This is a genomic window from Mycobacterium sp. NPDC050551, assembly GCF_040674075.1.
In the GTDB taxonomy this organism is placed as follows: Bacteria; Actinomycetota; Actinomycetes; order Mycobacteriales; family Mycobacteriaceae; genus Mycobacterium.
Genome location: NZ_JBFARC010000003.1, coordinates 655582 through 672802, shown reverse-complemented (window position 1 = coordinate 672802; position 17221 = coordinate 655582). Strand labels below are relative to the sequence as shown.

The 17221-nt window shown below is 68.6% G+C and carries 19 protein-coding genes and 1 pseudogene; 11 read left to right on the top strand and 9 right to left on the bottom strand.

Annotated features, from left to right (window positions below; genetic code table 11):
- The first annotated feature begins 83 nt into the window (after window positions 1-83).
- From sigM to AB0K11_RS15620, 6 genes and pseudogenes are all read left to right on the top strand, one after another.
- Window positions 84-800, top strand: a complete 717-nt coding sequence (gene sigM, locus AB0K11_RS15645) for an RNA polymerase sigma factor SigM (RefSeq protein ID WP_364978513.1) — start codon at window positions 84-86, stop codon at window positions 798-800.
- Window positions 745-1026 (top strand): annotated as a pseudogene (locus AB0K11_RS15640) (hypothetical protein); the annotation flags it as partial. The gene sigM and the pseudogene AB0K11_RS15640, both read left to right, overlap by 56 nt.
- A gap of 121 nt (window positions 1027-1147) precedes the next feature.
- Entirely contained in the window at window positions 1148-2119 is a 972-nt protein-coding gene (trxB, locus tag AB0K11_RS15635) for a thioredoxin-disulfide reductase (protein ID WP_364977979.1), read from the top strand.
- 42 nt (window positions 2120-2161) lie between these two features.
- Window positions 2162-2494 carry a thioredoxin gene (gene trxA, locus AB0K11_RS15630; protein WP_264014449.1) on the top strand — a complete coding sequence of 111 codons (333 nt, stop codon included), beginning with the start codon at window positions 2162-2164 and terminating at the stop codon, window positions 2492-2494.
- Between the two features lie 144 nt (window positions 2495-2638).
- Window positions 2639-3832, top strand: coding sequence for an N-acetylmuramoyl-L-alanine amidase (locus AB0K11_RS15625; RefSeq protein ID WP_364977975.1), 1194 nt, complete (start codon window positions 2639-2641; stop codon window positions 3830-3832).
- Between the two features lie 22 nt (window positions 3833-3854).
- The gene (locus AB0K11_RS15620) at window positions 3855-4253 is read left to right on the top strand and encodes a VOC family protein (RefSeq protein ID WP_364977972.1); all 399 of its coding nucleotides are present in this window, start codon (window positions 3855-3857) and stop codon (window positions 4251-4253) included.
- Here the strand turns inward: AB0K11_RS15620 and AB0K11_RS15615 are convergent.
- From AB0K11_RS15615 to rpmH, 9 genes are all read right to left on the bottom strand, one after another.
- Window positions 4238-5023: an acetyltransferase gene (locus AB0K11_RS15615; protein ID WP_364977969.1), complete on the bottom strand. Its 786-nt coding sequence runs from the start codon at window positions 5021-5023 to the stop codon at window positions 4238-4240. The two genes, AB0K11_RS15620 and AB0K11_RS15615, sit on opposite strands and share 16 nt — an antisense overlap.
- 206 nt (window positions 5024-5229) lie before the next feature.
- Window positions 5230-6213 (bottom strand): ParB/RepB/Spo0J family partition protein, encoded by a 984-nt coding sequence (locus AB0K11_RS15610; RefSeq protein WP_364977966.1) that lies wholly within the window; start codon window positions 6211-6213, stop codon window positions 5230-5232.
- Between the two features lie 39 nt (window positions 6214-6252).
- Window positions 6253-7404 carry a ParA family protein gene (locus tag AB0K11_RS15605; protein ID WP_364977962.1) on the bottom strand — a complete coding sequence of 384 codons (1152 nt, stop codon included), beginning with the start codon at window positions 7402-7404 and terminating at the stop codon, window positions 6253-6255.
- Entirely contained in the window at window positions 7296-7997 is a 702-nt protein-coding gene (gene rsmG / locus AB0K11_RS15600) for a 16S rRNA (guanine(527)-N(7))-methyltransferase RsmG (protein ID WP_364977959.1), read from the bottom strand. The genes AB0K11_RS15605 and rsmG overlap by 109 nt, the downstream gene beginning before the upstream one ends.
- Before the next feature lie 48 nt (window positions 7998-8045).
- Window positions 8046-8609 carry a R3H domain-containing nucleic acid-binding protein gene (locus tag AB0K11_RS15595; RefSeq protein ID WP_364977956.1) on the bottom strand — a complete coding sequence of 188 codons (564 nt, stop codon included), beginning with the start codon at window positions 8607-8609 and terminating at the stop codon, window positions 8046-8048.
- A 35-nt stretch (window positions 8610-8644) separates the two neighbouring features.
- Complete coding sequence (gene yidC / locus AB0K11_RS15590; protein WP_364977953.1) at window positions 8645-9748, bottom strand: membrane protein insertase YidC; 1104 nt, start codon at window positions 9746-9748, stop codon at window positions 8645-8647.
- The gene (yidD, locus tag AB0K11_RS15585) at window positions 9741-10070 is read right to left on the bottom strand and encodes a membrane protein insertion efficiency factor YidD (RefSeq protein ID WP_364977950.1); all 330 of its coding nucleotides are present in this window, start codon (window positions 10068-10070) and stop codon (window positions 9741-9743) included. The genes yidC and yidD overlap by 8 nt, the downstream gene beginning before the upstream one ends.
- Window positions 10067-10423, bottom strand: coding sequence for a ribonuclease P protein component (gene rnpA / locus AB0K11_RS15580; protein WP_364977947.1), 357 nt, complete (start codon window positions 10421-10423; stop codon window positions 10067-10069). Before rnpA ends, yidD begins: the two co-directional genes overlap by 4 nt.
- A 21-nt stretch (window positions 10424-10444) precedes the next feature.
- Window positions 10445-10588: a 50S ribosomal protein L34 gene (rpmH, locus tag AB0K11_RS15575; RefSeq protein WP_364977944.1), complete on the bottom strand. Its 144-nt coding sequence runs from the start codon at window positions 10586-10588 to the stop codon at window positions 10445-10447.
- Window positions 10589-11149: 561 nt separating this feature from the next.
- Here rpmH and dnaA point away from each other — a divergent pair.
- The 5 genes from dnaA to AB0K11_RS15550 all read left to right on the top strand — a co-directional run bounded on the left by dnaA (window position 11150) and on the right by AB0K11_RS15550 (window position 17113).
- Window positions 11150-12646, top strand: coding sequence for a chromosomal replication initiator protein DnaA (gene dnaA, locus AB0K11_RS15570; protein WP_364977941.1), 1497 nt, complete (start codon window positions 11150-11152; stop codon window positions 12644-12646).
- Window positions 12647-13249: 603 nt separating this feature from the next.
- Window positions 13250-14449 (top strand): DNA polymerase III subunit beta, encoded by a 1200-nt coding sequence (gene dnaN, locus AB0K11_RS15565; RefSeq protein WP_364977938.1) that lies wholly within the window; start codon window positions 13250-13252, stop codon window positions 14447-14449.
- A gap of 31 nt (window positions 14450-14480) precedes the next feature.
- Window positions 14481-15374, top strand: coding sequence for a phosphogluconate dehydrogenase (NAD(+)-dependent, decarboxylating) (gene gnd / locus AB0K11_RS15560; protein WP_364977935.1), 894 nt, complete (start codon window positions 14481-14483; stop codon window positions 15372-15374).
- 3 nt (window positions 15375-15377) lie between these two features.
- Window positions 15378-16532, top strand: a complete 1155-nt coding sequence (gene recF / locus AB0K11_RS15555) for a DNA replication/repair protein RecF (RefSeq protein ID WP_364977932.1) — start codon at window positions 15378-15380, stop codon at window positions 16530-16532.
- Window positions 16529-17113 carry a DUF721 family protein gene (locus AB0K11_RS15550; RefSeq protein WP_364977929.1) on the top strand — a complete coding sequence of 195 codons (585 nt, stop codon included), beginning with the start codon at window positions 16529-16531 and terminating at the stop codon, window positions 17111-17113. Before recF ends, AB0K11_RS15550 begins: the two co-directional genes overlap by 4 nt.
- Window positions 17114-17221 lie beyond the last annotated feature (108 nt).

The window sequence follows — 17221 nt, the reverse complement described above, 5'->3', positions numbered from 1 at the left end:
GCGGTGGGAGCCACCGGCGCAAACTGGTGTCACGACCGTCCTCCTGCGCCGTTTAGTGTTCGGCTGTGGAGAGTTTCGGGGGAATCTCTGAACCACCGGCGGTCACGGACTGCCAGTCGGACGCGGAGCTGCTCGCCGCGCACGTCGCGGGTGACCGGTACGCGTTCGAGGTGTTGTTCCTGCGCCACGAGCGGCAGCTCTACCGGCTGGCGCTGGTCACCAGCCGCAACCCCGAGGACGCCGCGGACGCGCTGCAGGACGCCATGCTCAAGGCGCACCGCAGTGCCAACGCCTTCCGGTACGACTCCGCGGTGAGCAGCTGGCTCTACCGCATCGTCGTCAACGCGTGCCTGGACCGGTTGCGGCGCAACAAGAATCACCCCACCACCGCCCTGCTCGACGACGCCGTACCCGCGAGTGACTCCACCGCGCGCGTCGACACGGCGATCGTGGTGGAACGGGCGTTGCTGACGCTGCCGGTGGAGCAGCGGGCTGCGATCGTCGCCGTCGACATGCAGGGCTACTCGGTGGCCGAGACGGCGCGGATGCTGGGCGTGCCCGAGGGCACGGTGAAGAGCCGGTGCAGCCGGGCCCGCGCCAAGCTCGCCGAAGCGCTGCACTACTTCGACGCGGCCGCCGAATCGCGCCGCGAACCGCGGGCGGGTCGCCGCATCGCCGGCACCCATGATGGAGACTGGGTGGCGGACAGGCCAGTGGTGCGGCGACGGAACGACAGGGGCGGCGATGCCGGACGAGGGGCGCACGGACGACGCGCCGGCCGACGTCCCGATCACGCCTGAACTCCTGGCCGATCTGCAGGCCGGTGCCCTCGACGACGAGACGGCCGCGCGGCTGTGGCGTCGGCTGCGCACCGACCCGGCGGCGGCCGCGACACTGGCCGGCCTGGACCGGGTCCGGCGGGACCTCGCGCATCTCGGCGGTGACGACGCATCGGCGTCCGGGGTGCCCGCCGCGGTGACGGCGGGGGTCACCGCAGCACTGCGGGCGGCGGCGACCCGCCCCCGCCCCGGGTGTTGACCGCCCCACACTTGCGCCGGCCGTAGTCTGACCCACAGCCGATCGGGGAACACCCGGACCTAGGCTGGTGTTTGTACCCGTGCCGGCGCGATACGGCAGAAAGGCGCACATGACCACCTCATCGAAGGTCCACGACCTGATCATCATCGGTTCTGGCCCGGCGGGTTACACCGCGGCGGTCTACGCCGCCCGCGCCCAGCTCGAACCCCTGGTCTTCGAGGGCACCCAGTTCGGCGGCGCGCTGATGACCACCACCGAGGTGGAGAACTTCCCCGGCTTCCGCAACGGCATCACCGGACCGGAGCTGATGGACGAGATGCGCGAGCAGGCCCTGCGCTTCGGCGCCGACCTGCGGATGGAAGACGTCGACGCGGTGTCGCTGGAGGGTCCGGTCAAGACGGTGACCGTCGGCGACGAGACCCACCGGGCGCGCGCGGTGATCCTGGCGATGGGCGCCGCGGCTCGCCACCTCGGCGTGCCCGGCGAGGACACGCTGCTCGGCATGGGTGTCAGCACCTGCGCGACCTGTGACGGGTTCTTCTTCCGCGACCAGGACATCGCGGTGATCGGCGGCGGCGACTCCGCGATGGAGGAGGCCACCTTCCTCACCCGATTCGCGCGCAGCGTCACCGTGATCCACCGGCGCGAGGAGTTCCGCTCCTCGCGCATCATGCTCGACCGGGCCCGCGCCAACGAGAAGATCACGTTCCTCACCAACACCCAGGTGACCCAGATCGAGGGCGACCCGAAGGTGACCGGTATCCGGCTGCGCGACGCCATCACCGGCGAGGAGTCCAAGCTCGCCGTCACCGGCGTGTTCGTCGCCATCGGGCACACCCCGCGCTCGGACCTCGTGCGCGGTCAGGTGGAACTCGACTCCGACGGCTACGTGCAGGTCGAAGGCCGCACCACCAGCACGTCGATCGAAGGCGTGTTCGCCGCGGGCGACCTGGTCGACCGGGTCTACCGGCAGGCGATCACCGCGGCGGGCAGCGGCTGCGCCGCGTCCATCGACGCGGAACGCTGGCTGGCAGAGATCGGCGTCGCCCCGGTCGATCAAGAGATCTCCGCGCCGATCTGACGCCTCGACCAACAGCCTGAACTCTGAAGAAGGAGAAATACGATGCCCGAGACCTCCGCGACGGTCGCCGTCACCGACGACTCGTTCGCTGACGACGTATTGTCCAGCAGCACACCGGTACTGGTGGACTTCTGGGCCACCTGGTGCGGCCCCTGCAAGATGGTCGCCCCGGTGCTCGAGGAGATCGCCGGCGAGAAGGCCGGTGCACTGACCGTGGCCAAGCTCGACGTCGACGCCAACCCGAACACCGCCCGCGACTTCCAGGTGGTGTCGATCCCGACCATGATCCTGTTCAAGGACGGGGAAGCGGTGAAGCGGATCGTCGGGGCGAAAGGCAAGGCCGCGCTGCTGCGCGAACTGGCCGACCTGGTCTGACATCCGCCACGCGGCAACCGCGACCCGCCTGCAGTTTTCCGTATTCCGGCGAAGGTCTGCGACAATGCTGACTAGCGGTTTCTGAAATAGTCGGCGCTGTCATTTTTCTGTCAGCCGGATCGAAAGGCCAGCCTGGAGGGCCATATGTCGATTCTTCGTCGCGGTGACCGCGGGGGTGCGGTCACCGAGGTCCGCGCGGCACTGTCCGCTCTGGGCCTGATCGACAGCCCGGATGACGACTTGAGCACCGGAAAGCACGTCGCTCTCGACGTGTTCGACGGCGAGCTCGACCATGCCGTTCGGGCCTTCCAGCAGCACCGCGGGCTGCTCGTCGACGGCATCGTCGGCGAGGCCACCTACCGGGCGCTCAAAGAGGCCTCCTACCGACTGGGCGCGCGCACGCTGGCCCACCAGTTCGGCGCCCCGATGTACGGCGACGACGTCGCCACGCTGCAGGCCCGGCTGCAGGACCTCGGTTTCTACACCGGCCTGGTCGACGGGCACTTCGGCCTGCAGACCCACAACGGGTTGATGTCCTACCAGCGGGAGTACGGCCTGTACCCGGACGGCATCTGCGGCCCGGAGACGTTGCGGTCGTTGTACTTCCTCGGCTCTCGGGTCACCGGCGGGTCGCCGCACGCGATCCGCGAGGAGGAGCTGGTGCGGCGCTCGGGCCCCCGCCTGTCGGGCAAGCGGGTGATCATCGATCCGGGCCGCGGCGGCTCCGATCACGGGCTGATCATGAACGGTCCCGAAGGCCCGATCAGCGAGGCCGACATCCTGTGGGACCTGGCGAGCCGGCTCGAGGGCCGGATGACCGCGATCGGGATGGAGACGTTCCTGTCGCGGGCCAACAACCGCTCGCCGTCCGACGCCGAGCGGGCCGAGACCGCCAACACCGTTGGCGCCGACCTGATGATCAGCCTGCGGTGCGCCACCCAGTCGAGTCCCTCGGCCAACGGCGTCGCGTCGTTCCACTTCGGCAACTCACACGGGTCGGTGTCCACGATCGGGCGCAACCTCGCCGACTTCATCCAGCGGGAAGTGGTGGCCCGCGCCGGGTTACGCGACTGCCGCACCCATGGCCGGACGTGGGATCTGCTGCGCCTCACCCGGATGCCCACGGTGCAGGTCGACGTCGGGTACATCACCAACCCGCGGGACCGCTCGCTGCTGGTGTCGACGCAGACCCGCGACTCGGTCGCCGAGGGCATCCTCGCGGCGGTGAAGCGGCTCTACCTGCTGGGCAAGAACGACCGTCCCACAGGGACTTTCACGTTCGCCGAGCTGCTGGCGCACGAACTGTCGGTGGAGCAGGCGGGCCGGCTGCCGTCCTGACGGGGCGGTGCCGGGCCGAGACATGCTGGGGCACATCGGGATCAACGTCCCCGATCTCGTCGCCGCCAAGAAGTACTACGACGCGTTGATGCCGCTGGTCGGCTTCGAGCCGTTCCTGGCCGCCGACGACCAGTTCGCCTTCCGGCCGGCGAGCGGCAAGCCCGGTACCTACCTGTTCTTCTATCCTGCCGCCGAGGCAGGCCCCTACTCCCGCCACCGCGCCGGCCTGCAGCATCTCGCGTTCATGGTGAAGACGCGCTCGGCCGTGCATGCCGTCCATCGGCTCGTCCAGCGCATCGGTGCCGACGTGGTGCACGAGCCCCAGTCGTTCCCGCAGTACCAGCCGCCGTACTTCGCGACCTTCTGGCTCGACCCGTTCGGGGTGATGCTGGAAGCGGTGTGCCACTACGACCGGGATTGATCCCCAACCGATTCGGCCGATGTCGTCAACCCGACCCGGCCCGCGCCTGCGCCAACGGGTTGCTGCAGCTGCGCGTGCTCCAGTAGCCGCTCCAGCGCCGCCTCGACGCCGGCCTTCCAGCCCAGTCCCTGCTCCAGCTCGAGACGCAGCCGGGGGAAGTAGCGGTGCGGGGAGACGACGGTGAACCCGACGTCTTCGAGGAAGTCGGCGGCGACGATGCACTGGTCGACCGTGCAGTCGCCGAGTGTCTCGACGACCGGAACCAGATCTCCTGGCACCAGCCGCGGGTCGATGAGTTCGGCGGCCTCGGCGGTTCTGCCGAATGCTTCGAGCGCGCGGACACCGCGTCGGACCAGATCGCTGACCACCGATGTCAGCAGGCTGCGCGACAATCCGTCGCAGCCGTCGCCGGCCTCGACGCCGACCGTCGTCAGCAGGATCGCGTCGGCGCTGACCGGCCCGGTCGGGAAGAGCCCGGCCCGCGGCACGGCGCGGGGCGGGGCATAGAACGCGTACCCGAGGCAGGATCCGGTGTCCTCGGTGGGAGCCGCATCCTCGAACCCGGGCGGCGCGTGGACCGCGACCTGGCCGCACGATCCCCACTCCAGCATGACCATCGACAGCCAGGCTTCCTTCTCGAACTCGGGATCACTGAGGTGGTCGTCGGTGCCGAGGGTGGAGGGATCCACCTCCCAGAACACGCAGCGGCGCGCATGCTTCGGCAGCTGTTCGAAGGCCTCGAGCCGAAGAGGCGTGATTCGGGCCGGCACTAGATTCCCCGGATTCGTCGGTGGGCTGGCATTCGCGTGTGCGCCTCCAGGATAGGAGAGCCCGCCGAGCCGGGCCCGGTTTCTGCCGCTTCCCACGACGAAATCGCGTCCGCTGACGAAACAGGTTGTTGCGCAATGAGATTGCGCGACCCATGAGTACGGCGTGGCATCAGTGTCACAGTGACGTAATTACCGTGTGTGGACGGTCATCGTTGCGACGAGTTCATCAAGTCCACAATTCGCTGCAGGTCCTCGACCGACCCGAACTCGACCACGATCTTGCCCTTGCGTTTGCCGAGGCTCACGGTGACGCGGGTGTCGAAGGCCGACGACAGCTTCTCAGCAACGTCCTGCAGGCCGGGCATCTGAATCGGCTTGCGCCGCGGGGCCGACGGCGCTGAGCCGTCCCCCCGGTTGGCCAGCGTGACCGCTTCCTCGGTGGCGCGCACCGACAGGCCCTCGGCCACGATGCGTGCGGCCAGCTCCTCCTGCCGATCCGGGCCACCCTCGAGCGAGAGCAGGGCGCGGGCATGGCCGGCGGACAGCACTCCGGCGGCGACGCGGCGCTGGACGGCGATCGGCAGGCGCAGCAGCCGGATCATGTTGGTGATCAGTGGGCGGGAGCGACCGATCCGCGTCGCGAGTTCATCGTGGGTGACGTCGAACTCTTCGAGCAACTGCTGATAGGCGGCCGCCTCTTCCAGCGGGTTCAACTGCGCTCGATGAATGTTCTCCAGCAGCGCATCGCGCAGCATGCTGTCGTCGGCGGTCTCGCGGACGATCGCCGGGATGGCGGCCAGTCCGGCCTGCTGGGCAGCGCGCCACCGCCGCTCCCCCATCACCAACTGGTAGCGCGGTGTCTCCGTACCGGCGCTGACGGCGCGCACGACGATCGGCTGCATCAGACCGAACTCACGGATCGAGTGCACGAGCTCGGCGAGCGCCTCCTCGTCGAACACCTGCCGCGGCTGGCGCGGATTGGGCTCGATGGCCGCCGGATCGATCTCCCGGTACGTCGCACCGACCTCGTTGTGCTCGGCCACGGACGGTCCGCCGATCACGACGTCGGCGGCGGCGTCGCCCATCCGTGGACCCATGGCGCCGGGGCCGCCCTCATCGGCGGGACCGGTCGGGATGAGGGATGCCAGACCACGTCCGAGGCCGCTGCGCTTACGGGTGGGTTGAGTCATCGTCGTCCTCTCGTCACGGATGTCATGCGGCGTGCGTGCTCATCGCGGCGGTGCCTCGCCTGGCGCACCCCGTTCGGCGAGTTCACGGCTCGCGTCGAGATAGCTCAGGGCACCACGTGAGCCCGGGTCGTAATCGAGGATCGTCATCCCGTAACCGGGCGCCTCGGACACCTTGACGCTGCGCGGGATCACCGTCCGCAACACCTTGCCGCCGAAGTGCGCGCGGACGTCCGCGGCGACCTGATCGGCCAGCTTGGTGCGGCCGTCGTACATCGTGAGGATCACGGTGGTCACATCGAGTTCGGGATTGAGGTGCGACTTGACCATCTCGATGTTGCGGAGCAGCTGGCCCACACCCTCCAGCGCGTAGTACTCGCACTGGATCGGGATCAGCACCTCCGGCGCCGCCACGAGCGCGTTGATGGTGAGGAGTCCCAGAGAGGGCGGGCAGTCGATGAACACGTAGTCGAAGTCGAACTGCTTGAGCTCGGCGAGCGCCGTGCGCAGCCTGCCTTCGCGGGCGACCATGCTGACGAGTTCGATCTCGGCGCCCGCAAGGTCGATGGTGGCGGGGATGCAGAAGAGCCGTTCGTTGTGCGGGCTGCGCTGCAGCGCCTCCGCGACCGGGATCTCCCCGATGAGCACCTCGTACGACGACGGCGTGCCGGGGCGGTGTTCGATGCCGAGTGCGGTGCTGGCGTTGCCCTGCGGATCGAGATCGATCACCAGCGTCTTGAGGCCCTGCAGCGAGAGCGCCGCCGCGACGTTCACCGCTGTGGTGGTCTTGCCGACGCCGCCCTTCTGGTTGGCGATGGTGAACACCCGCTGACGGGCCGGCCGCCGCAGCTGACCCTTCGCTGTGTGCAGCAGGCGCACCGCGCGCTCTGCCTCGGCCCCGATCGGGGTGTCGATGCCGGCGTCGTCGGTCCAGGCGCCGCCGCTCCCGCCGCGTTGCCATGTTTCACGTGAAACATCCCGCGGCGGCTGCGCTGGGCCGCCTGCCCGCGGCCCGGCAGGTCCGGTCGGTGGTAGCGGAGCGCTCGCACCGGGTGGCGCGGTCCGTTCGCTGTCTGGCCCCGGCCTCATCGAGTTCTCCTGCTCGTTCGTTCCGACCGACCCGATCTCGGCTTCTTCATCTCGCGCCGCGCCACGACCACGGTCGCGGGTGGATCTAGATAGTCCGCGCCACATTTCAACACCCTCACATCGACGGCGCCAACCGACGCCAGCACACGCCGGTGTTCTTCGATCTCGGTCTCGGCGCGCTCGCCCTTCAGAGCGATCATCCGGCCGCCGTCCCGAAGCAGCGGAACGCTCCACCGGGCGAGCTTGTCCAGGGAGGCGACCGCGCGCGACGTGACGACGTCCATCTCCCCCACCTGTTCGCGCACTCCCTTGTCCTCGGCTCGTCCCCGCACGACGTCCACTGCGAGCCCCAACTCGGCGACCACCTCGGTGAGGAATTCACTGCGCCGAAGCAGCGGCTCGACGAGGGTCACCTCGAGATCCGGACGCGCCAGTGCCAACGGTATCCCCGGCAGGCCGGCGCCGCTGCCGATATCTGCCAGCCGCTCCTGGGGTGCGAACAATTCGGCGATGGCCGCGCTGTTGAGCACGTGCCGGTCCCACAACCGCTCGATCTCGCGCGGGCCGATGAGGCCACGCTCGACACCGGCTCCGGCGAGGATCTCGGTGTAGCGCTGGGCGATGGACAGCCGGTCGCCGAACAACGCTGCGGCCGCCTCCGGTGGGCGCCCGGCATCGGCATGTTTCACGTGAAACATCCCTCCGCCGAGTCGCTCGCGGGAACTACACCGGTGTAACTCGAATGATCAGTCAGCGAGGACGACAACACGGCGGGACGGCTCCACGCCCTCGCTCTCGCTGTGCACACCCTGAACCGCGGCCACCGCGTCGTGCACGATCTTGCGCTCGAACGGGGTCATCGGCGCCAGCTCCTCACGCTCCCCGGTCTCGAGCACCCGGCGGGCCACCTTGTCGCCCAGGGCCGCCAGCTCGTCGCGGCGATTGCGGCGCCATCCGGCGATGTCGAGCATCAGCCGGCTCCGCTCGCCCGTCTTCTGGTGCACGGCCAGCCGGGTGAGTTCCTGTAGCGCGTCGAGCGCCTCGCCCTTGCGGCCCACGAGCTTGTTCAGGTCGGTGCCGCCGTCGATGCTCACCACCGCACGGTCACCCTCGACGTCCAGGTCGATGTCGCCGTCGAAGTCCAGCAGGTCCAGCAGCTCCTCGAGGTAGTCGCCCGCGATCTCGCCCTCGGCGACCAGTCGCTCCTCGAGGTCCTCCCCGGCCGGGCGGCCGGCGCTGTCCTCGGCCTCACCCTGCTCGAGTCCGTTGTCGACTTCTTCGGTGCGCTCGGTCGTATCAGCGTCCGTCATCTGTGTCTCTCCCTCTCCCCCAGCCCGCGGACTGGTCAACGCTTTCGCTTCTTCGGACGGGCGCCCGGCCGCGGCGTGCGGTTGGCGACCTGTTCTCCGCCGGCCGCCTTGGTGGGGCTGCCGTTGTTCTCACCGTCGATCGACGCGGTGCTCGTCGGCTCGCTGCCTGACGCCTCGGGTTCGCCGGCGACGTCCTTACCCGCGGCAGCCGCCGCCGCCTTGCGCGCGCGATTCGGCTTAGCGCCCGGCGCCGGCGCGTTGGCCGCGCGGCGCTCCAGCGCCTCGGTCTTCTTGGCTTCTTCTTCCTTCTCGATCTTGCCGAAGACGTAGTGCTGCTGGCCGTAGGTCCAGATGTTGTTCGCGAGCCAGTACATGATCACCGCGAGCGGCAGGAACGGTCCACCGACCACCACGCCGAGCGGGAAGACATAGAGGGCGAGCTTGTTCATCATCGCCGTCTGCGGGTTGGCCGCCGCCTCGATGCTCTGCCGCGCCACCGACGCCCGGCTGTTGAAGTGCGTTGCGACGCCGGCCAGGATCATCACCGGCACGCCCACGAGGATCACCGACACGCGGTTGAATTCGGTGAACGCCAGCAGGCCGTGCTGCTGGATCATCGTCGCGCCGAGCGGAGCGCCGAACAGGTTCGCGTCCAGGAAGTGCCCGACGTCGGTCGCGCTGAACACGTAGTTCCCGAGGCTGCGGTTCTCCTCCACCGACAGCCCGAGCCGGCCGATGCCGGTCTGCGTCCGGTTGAAGGACATCAACACGTGGTAGAGGCCGAGGAACACCGGCACCTGCGCGAGCATCGGCAGGCAGCCCAGGATCGGGTTGAAGCCGTGCTCGCGCTGTAGCTTCTGCATCTCGAGCGCCATGCGCTGGCGGTCCTTGCCGTACTTCTTCTGCAGCGCCTTGATCTGTGGCTGTAGTTCCTGCATCTGCCGGGTGGTGCGGATCTGGCGCACGAACGGCTTGTAGAGGATCGCGCGCAGGGTGAACACCAGGAACATCACCGTGAGCGTCCACGTGAAGAAGTTGTCCGGACCCAGGAACGGGATGGCGGAGAAGGCCTTGTACCAGACCCACATGATCGCCGACACCGGGTAGTAGATGATGTCGAGGCTGAACCAGTTAAACACGCGCCTTGCTCCAGACTTGGTCGTCGGCGGCCGCTTCGGTACCGCTCGCATCCGCGGAGTGCGCGCAGGCGCCGCCCGCGCGCTCCGGTATCGGATCCCATCCTCCCCTATGCCAGGGGCCACACTTGGCGAGCCGCACGACGGCCAGCCATCCGCCGCGCACCAGGCCGTACTCGGTCAGCGCGTCGACGGCGTACTGGCTGCAGGTCGGCATGAACCGGCAGGTCGGCAACCGCAGCGGTGAGACCGTGTGCCGGTAGAGCTGAATGGCGCCGATGACCGCACGCGCCGCCAGCGCACCCGCGCCCCGCAGGCCACTCATCGGGCCGTCCCCCGGCGGCGCCGCACGCGAGCCAGGCCGTCCCGCAGTTGGCGTTCCAGATCGGGCGAGACCGCACGGCCGGCGTTCGGCAGCGCCCGGATCACCAACCGCTCGCGGCTGTCGAGATCATCGAGAAGGGTTCGGGACGCGTGCCGCAACCGCCGGGACACCCGGTGGCGCGTCACGGCATTGCCGACGGACTTGGAGACGACCAGGCCGATCCGCGGGCCGGTGTCGTCGGCAGCGTCGAGGGCGGCATGCAACACCAGATCGGGGTGCGCCGAGCGCACCCCTTTACTGACCGTGGTACTGAACTCCGTCGACCGCGTCATCCGGTACCGGGCCGGAAGCACCGCGCTAGACCCTGCGTCGGATCACGCAGTGAGCGAACGACGGCCCTTGTGACGACGACCCGAGACGATCGCACGGCCCGCACGGGTGCGCATCCGCAACCGGAAGCCGTGGACGCGCGCGCGCCGGCGGTTGTTGGGCTGAAAGGTCCGCTTGCCCTTGGCCACGGCAGTATCTCCTCGTTACGAGTGGCGGCCACGCGCCACGCACAGCGGACTGTGTCGGTGGACGCGGTCGCCGTTGGTAAGCTCATGCGTCTTGCTAACCGGCGCGGTCTCCGAAACCCCGGGTCGCAGCCGTGTCGCCACGTGCGGGCGACTGTTCGAGGGTACTGACGAGATTTCGCTGGGTCAAACCTGCTCGGGCGACCCCGGGCCGGCGGTGAAATGTTCACAACAGTCACAACCTTCACCGTCTTCAACCAGCTGTCCAGCGACGTCCAAACAATGTTGCAGAACGGTTGGCACGTCGAGAGAAAACTGTTAGCTTCTGGCAATGCCGTTCCCAGACCGGGGCGGCGGCGACAACGAAGCGAGGACGCCCACCGCACCGAGAGCCCACAGCATGCACCACCACTGTGACGAGCCCCGGCCAGCGGCGTTCCCGCCGGTAGGCAACAGAGAGCGACGACGTACTGTCTCTATCCACAGACTGTGGATAACCATGTGGACAGACGGTCTTCGTTCCTTTGGTCGTCCCTGGACCGACCACGAGGGGGTAGGCGTCAATTGACTGCTGACCCCGACCCGCCCTTCGTCGCCGTGTGGAACAACGTGCTGGCCGATCTGAACGGCGACGGCGACACCCGTGAACACAACGGCTCCGGGCCGGTGCCCGTCCTGACCCCGCAGCAAAGGGCATGGCTGAAACTGGTCAAACCGCTGGTGATCACCGAGGGCTTTGCCCTGCTGTCGGTTCCCACGCCGTTCGTGCAGAACGAGATCGAACGCCACCTCCGCGAGCCGATCATCTCCGCGCTCAGCCGGCACCTCGGTCAGCGGGTGGAACTGGGGGTCCGCATCGCGACCCCGTCGACCGACGACACCGACGACCCCCCGCCACCACCACCTCCGGCTGCGATCTCCGAGCCCGACGAGGTCGACGACGACCGCGAGGCGCTCGCCAGTGCCGAAGAGAACTGGCCGACGTACTTCCGCGCTCCATCGACCGACTCCTCGGCCGCCGACGCCAATGCCGTCAGCCTCAACCGTCGCTACACCTTCGACACCTTCGTGATAGGTGCGTCCAACCGGTTCGCCCACGCCGCGTCCCTGGCGATCGCCGAAGCGCCGGCCCGGGCCTACAACCCGTTGTTCATCTGGGGCGAGTCCGGCCTCGGCAAGACACACCTGCTGCACGCCGCCGGCAACTACGCCCAGCGGCTGTTCCCCGGCATGCGCGTGAAGTACGTGTCGACCGAGGAGTTCACCAACGACTTCATCAACTCGCTGCGCGACGACCGCAAGGCGTCGTTCAAGCGCAGTTACCGCGACATCGACGTGCTGCTGGTCGACGACATCCAGTTCATCGAGGGCAAGGAAGGCATCCAGGAGGAGTTCTTCCACACCTTCAACACGCTGCACAACGCGAACAAGCAGATCGTCATCTCCTCCGACCGGCCGCCCAAGCAGCTGGCCACACTGGAGGACCGGTTGCGGACCCGCTTCGAGTGGGGACTCATCACCGACGTCCAGCCACCCGAACTGGAGACCCGCATCGCGATCCTGCGCAAGAAGGCGCAGATGGACCGCCTCGACGTGCCTGACGACGTGCTGGAACTGATCGCCGCCGGCGTCGAGCGCAACATCCGCGAACTCGAGGGCGCGCTGATCCGCGTCACGGCATTCGCCTCGCTGAACAAGACCCAGATCGACAAGTCGCTCGCCGAGATCGTGTTGCGCGATCTCATCTCCGACGCCAGCACGATGCAGATCAGCACCGCGGCGATCATGGCCGCCACCGCCGAGTACTTCGAGACGACGATCGAGGAACTGCGCGGGCCGGGCAAGACCAGGGCACTCGCCCAGTCGCGGCAGATCGCCATGTATCTGTGCCGCGAGCTCACCGAGCTCTCCCTGCCCAAGATCGGTCAGGCCTTCGGCCGCGACCACACCACGGTCATGTACGCCGAGAAGAAGATCCGCGGCGAGATGGCCGAGCGCCGTGAGGTGTTCGACCACGTCAAGGAACTCACCACCAGGATCCGTCAGCGCTCCAAGCGCTGAGTTCCGGTCTCTCCGCTCTCCCCGCCTCTTCTGGCGTGACTTCTTCGTGTCGTCGGCATGCTCCGGTGGCGATCCGCATGCGTTCATGGGCCGCCGGGGCGCCCGAATTGCACCGCCGCACGCGAAAAACTTCCGTCACATCGGCATCACTCGTCACCGGCACGGCCTGTGCACAACGGTGTGAACAACATGGTGGCCGACCGGCCGAACCGGCGATGTTGTCACACACCGACCGGGTGCTCCACAGTTGCCGACCGCCCGCAGCCGGCCCGTCCACAGCCGACTCACAATTCGACACGCATGACTGCCAGCGGCGACACTGCTTCATCCCCAGCGTCCACAGCCCCTATTACTGTTACTCATTTCTCTCCATAGGTTTCTTCTCTGAACACAGCGCCTGGGGAAACTCCGTCACCACCCCGGCCGGACCGCCGCACACGCTCGGTTGTCACCCCGATCGATTAGCTTTCAAGTTGGCGCGGAAAGCTCTACGGTGGTTCATCGACAGCCGTTACGGTCATCGCATCGCATGCAGGTCACGCGGGTTGAGACACCGAGAAACCGCTGGTTATCGCTGATTGTGTGGTTCATCGAAGGGACGTTTTGGACGTGACGACATCGACGGCTGGTCTCACGGATCTGAAATTCCGCCTGGTTCGTGAGGACTTCGCCGACGCGGTGGCCTGGGTGGCCCGCAATCTGCCGACCCGCCCGACCGTTCCGGTGCTCGCCGGCGTGCTGCTCACCGGCAGCGACGACGGGCTGACGATCTCCGGATTCGACTACGAGGTCTCCGCCGAGGTCCGCGTCGCGGCCGAGATCGCTTCTCCGGGAAGCGTTCTGGTGTCCGGCAGGCTGCTGTCCGACATCACCCGGGCGCTGCCGGCCAAGCCGGTGGACGTCAGCGTCGAGGGCACCCGCGTCTCGCTGACCTGCGGCAGCTCCCGATTCTCGCTTCCGACGATGGCCGTCGAGGACTACCCGACGCTGCCCACCCTGCCCGAGGAGACCGGTGTGGTTCCCGCCGATCTCTTCGCCGAGGCGATCGGTCAGGTCGCGGTGGCGGCCGGCCGGGACGACACCCTGCCGATGCTGACCGGAATCCGCGTCGAAATCTCCGGCGATTCGGTGGTTTTGGCAGCGACCGACCGGTTCCGGCTCGCGGTCCGCGAGTTGACGTGGTCCACCGGAACCGCAGGCATCGAGGCCGCGGTGCTGGTGCCCGCCAAGACGCTCGCCGAAGCGGCGAAGGCCGGTACCGACGGCTCCGACGTGCACCTGTCGCTGGGCGCAGGCGCGTCGGTCGGCAAGGAGGGCCTGCTCGGCATCCGCAGCGAGGGCAAGCGCAGCACCACCCGCCTGCTCGACGCGGAGTTCCCGAAGTTCCGCCAGCTGCTGCCCAGCGAGCACACCGCCGTGGCCACCATCGGCGTCGCCGAACTGACTGAGGCGATCAAGCGTGTCGCCCTGGTCGCCGACCGCGGCGCGCAGATCCGGATGGAGTTCTCCGAGGACGGTCTGCGGCTGTCCGCCGGTGCCGACGACGTCGGCCGCGCCGAGGAAGACCTCCCGGTGTCGTTCGCCGGCGATCCGTTGACCATCGCGTTCAACCCGACCTACCTGACCGACGGTCTGGGCTCGCTGCACTCCGAGCGGGTGGCATTCGGCTTCACGACACCCAGCCGTCCCGCTGTGTTGCGGCCCGCGGGCGAGGATGATGGAACAGTCGGCGCAAGTGGTCCCTACCCGGCCGCCCAGACCGATTACGTGTATCTGTTGATGCCGGTACGGCTTCCCGGCTGACCGGCCCTTAACGCCGGAGAAGAGGGCACACATGCAGCTGGGTCTGATCGGGCTGGGCAAGATGGGCTTCAACATGCGGGAGCGCCTGCGTGAAGGTGGCCACGAGGTCGTCGGATTCGACCCGCGCCCGGAGGTGACCGACGTGCCGACCATCGGCGCGCTGGCCGAGGCCCTCGCGGCACCCCGGGTGGTGTGGGTGATGGTGCCGTCGGGACCCATCACCCACGACACGATCGCGACCCTGGCGAACGAGCTCAGCGAGGGCGACCTGGTGATCGACGGCGGCAACTCCCGCTACACCGAAGACGGCCTGCACGCGAAGTTGCTGCACGAGAAGGGAATCGCGTTCATCGACGCGGGTGTCTCGGGTGGTGTCTGGGGCCTGAAGGAGGGCTACGGCCTGATGGTCGGCGGCAGTGACGCCGACGTCGAGCGGGCCATGCCGATCTTTGACACGCTGCGGCCGCCGGGTGAGCGGGCGGACGGATTCGTGCACGCCGGGCCGGTGGGCGCGGGTCACTTCGCCAAGATGGTGCACAACGGCGTGGAGTACGCCCTGATGACCGCCTACGGCGAGGGCTACGAGATGCTCGCCGCCCAGGAGCTGATCAAGGATCCGCAGGCGGTGTACCAGGCGTGGACCAACGGCACCGTGGTGCGCTCATGGTTGCAGCAGCTGCTCGCCAAGGCGCTCTCCGAGGATCCGCAGCTGGCCGAGATCTCGGGCTACACAGAGGATTCCGGTGAGGGCCGGTGGACGGTCGAGGAGGCGATCCGGTTGCGGGTGCCGGTGCCGAGCATCGCCGCGTCCCTGTTCGCGAGATTCTCCTCGCGTCAGGAGGATTCGCCGACGATGAAGGCCGTCGCGGCGCTTCGCAACCAGTTCGGGGGTCACGCCGTCAAGAGGATCAGCGAGTCCGGTTAGCCCGTGTACGTCCGTCACGTGACACTCACCGACTTCCGGTCCTGGGCACACATCGACATCGAGTTGACGCCCGGCCGGACGGTGTTCGTCGGTCCGAACGGCTTCGGCAAGACGAATCTCGTTGAGGCACTCTGGTACTCGGCGACGCTCGGGTCGCATCGTGTTGGTGCGGACGCCCCGCTGATCAGGACGGGCGCCGAACGGGCGGTGGTGTCCTCGATCGTCGTCAACGACGGCCGCGAGCTCGCCGTCGACCTCGAGATCACCAGCGGCCGTGCGAACAAGGCGCGGCTGAACCGCTCCCCCGTGCGCAGTGCGCGCGAGATCCTCGGGGTGCTGCGCGCCGTGCTGTTCGCGCCGGAGGACCTGGCGCTGGTGCGCGGCGACCCGAGCGATCGGCGCCGCTACCTCGACGAGCTGGCCACCACCCGGCGACCGTCGATCGCCGGGGTGCGAGCGGATTACGAGAAGGTGGTGCGCCAGCGGACCGCGCTGCTCAAGACCGCCGCGGGTGGCAGGCACCGCGGCGACCGCAGTGTGCTCGACACCCTCGACGTGTGGGACGGCCACCTGGCCGCGCACGGCGCCCGGTTGATGGCGGCGCGCGCCGTGCTGATCTCCGAACTCGCCCCCGAGGTGGAGAAGGCCTACCAACTGCTGGCCCCCGCGTCGAGGCCGGCCGCCATCCGGTACCGCCCCAGCATCGAACTCGACGACGAGGTGCCCGCGGCCGACAGCGTCGAGTACTACGAGGCGGCGCTGCTGGCGGCGATGAGCAGCCGGCGCGACAGCGAGCTGGAACGCGGGCTCTGCCTGGTCGGTCCGCACCGCGACGACCTCGAGCTGCGGCTCGGCGACCAGCCCGCCAAAGGCTTTGCCAGCCATGGGGAATCGTGGTCGATGGCGCTGTCGCTGCGGTTGGCGGCCTACGAATTGTTACGTGCCGACGGCGGCGACCCGGTACTGCTGCTCGACGACGTGTTCGCCGAACTCGACACCGCCCGGCGGCGGGCGCTGGCCACCGTCGCCGAATCGGCGGAGCAGGTCCTGGTCACCGCGGCCGTCGGCGAGGACATTCCCGAGGGCTGGGACGTCCGGCGGATCGAGATCCGCATGGAGGACGGCGACGACGGGCGGATCTCGACGGTGCAGACATGACAAACGACGGCAGCCAGGAAAAGAACGACGACGACGACACCCCGCCGGGGCCGCCGGCTCATCTGGCCGGCCTGTCCGGGATGGACCTGGTGCGGCGCACCCTCGAGGAGGCCCGCGGCGCTGCGCGCAGCCAGGGTAAGGACGTCGGCCGCGGTCGCACGTCCCCGACCCGCCGCTCCCCCGTCGCAGGACGGCGCCGCAGCTGGTCGGGGCCCGGCCCGGACTCCCGGGATCCACAGACGCTCGGCGCCGCGACCAACGACCTGGCGCGCAACCGCGGCTGGTCGGGCCGGGTGGCGGAGGGTTCTGTGCTCGGCCGGTGGACCACGGTGGTCGGTGAGCAGATCGCCGAACACGCCGTGCCCACCGGCCTGCGCGACGGGGTGCTGACGGTGTCGGCGGAATCGACCGCCTGGGCGACCCAGCTTCGGATGGTGCAGTCCCAACTGCTGGCCAAGATCGCGGCGGCGGTCGGCGACGGCGTGGTGACGTCGTTGAAGATCGTCGGCCCGGTGGCGCCGTCCTGGCGCAAGGGCCGCTACCACATCTCCGGCCGCGGGCCCCGCGACACGTACGGGTGAGCGGCGACCGATCCGCTGTGCGCCGTCTGGCGCACAGATCGACGGTCCTCAAGCGTCCTCACGCACCGAACTTCGAGAAATTCCGCGCACGGCCCAGTCAGATAGGTC

Coding starts and splice junctions, on each gene's coding strand:
- AB0K11_RS15605 (WP_364977962.1), bottom strand. CDS start 7,404: ATGTGGCGCGGACTATCTAGATCCACCCGCGACCGTGGTCGTGGCGCG.
- AB0K11_RS15620 (WP_364977972.1), top strand. CDS start 3,855: ATGCTGGGGCACATCGGGATCAACGTCCCCGATCTCGTCGCCGCCAAG.
- AB0K11_RS15595 (WP_364977956.1), bottom strand. CDS start 8,609: ATGACGGACGCTGATACGACCGAGCGCACCGAAGAAGTCGACAACGGA.
- AB0K11_RS15550 (WP_364977929.1), top strand. CDS start 16,529: ATGACAAACGACGGCAGCCAGGAAAAGAACGACGACGACGACACCCCG.
- AB0K11_RS15610 (WP_364977966.1), bottom strand. CDS start 6,213: ATGACTCAACCCACCCGTAAGCGCAGCGGCCTCGGACGTGGTCTGGCA.
- gnd (WP_364977935.1), top strand. CDS start 14,481: ATGCAGCTGGGTCTGATCGGGCTGGGCAAGATGGGCTTCAACATGCGG.
- trxA (WP_264014449.1), top strand. CDS start 2,162: ATGCCCGAGACCTCCGCGACGGTCGCCGTCACCGACGACTCGTTCGCT.
- AB0K11_RS15625 (WP_364977975.1), top strand. CDS start 2,639: ATGTCGATTCTTCGTCGCGGTGACCGCGGGGGTGCGGTCACCGAGGTC.
- yidD (WP_364977950.1), bottom strand. CDS start 10,070: ATGAGTGGCCTGCGGGGCGCGGGTGCGCTGGCGGCGCGTGCGGTCATC.
- trxB (WP_364977979.1), top strand. CDS start 1,148: ATGACCACCTCATCGAAGGTCCACGACCTGATCATCATCGGTTCTGGC.
- rsmG (WP_364977959.1), bottom strand. CDS start 7,997: ATGTTTCACGTGAAACATGCCGATGCCGGGCGCCCACCGGAGGCGGCC.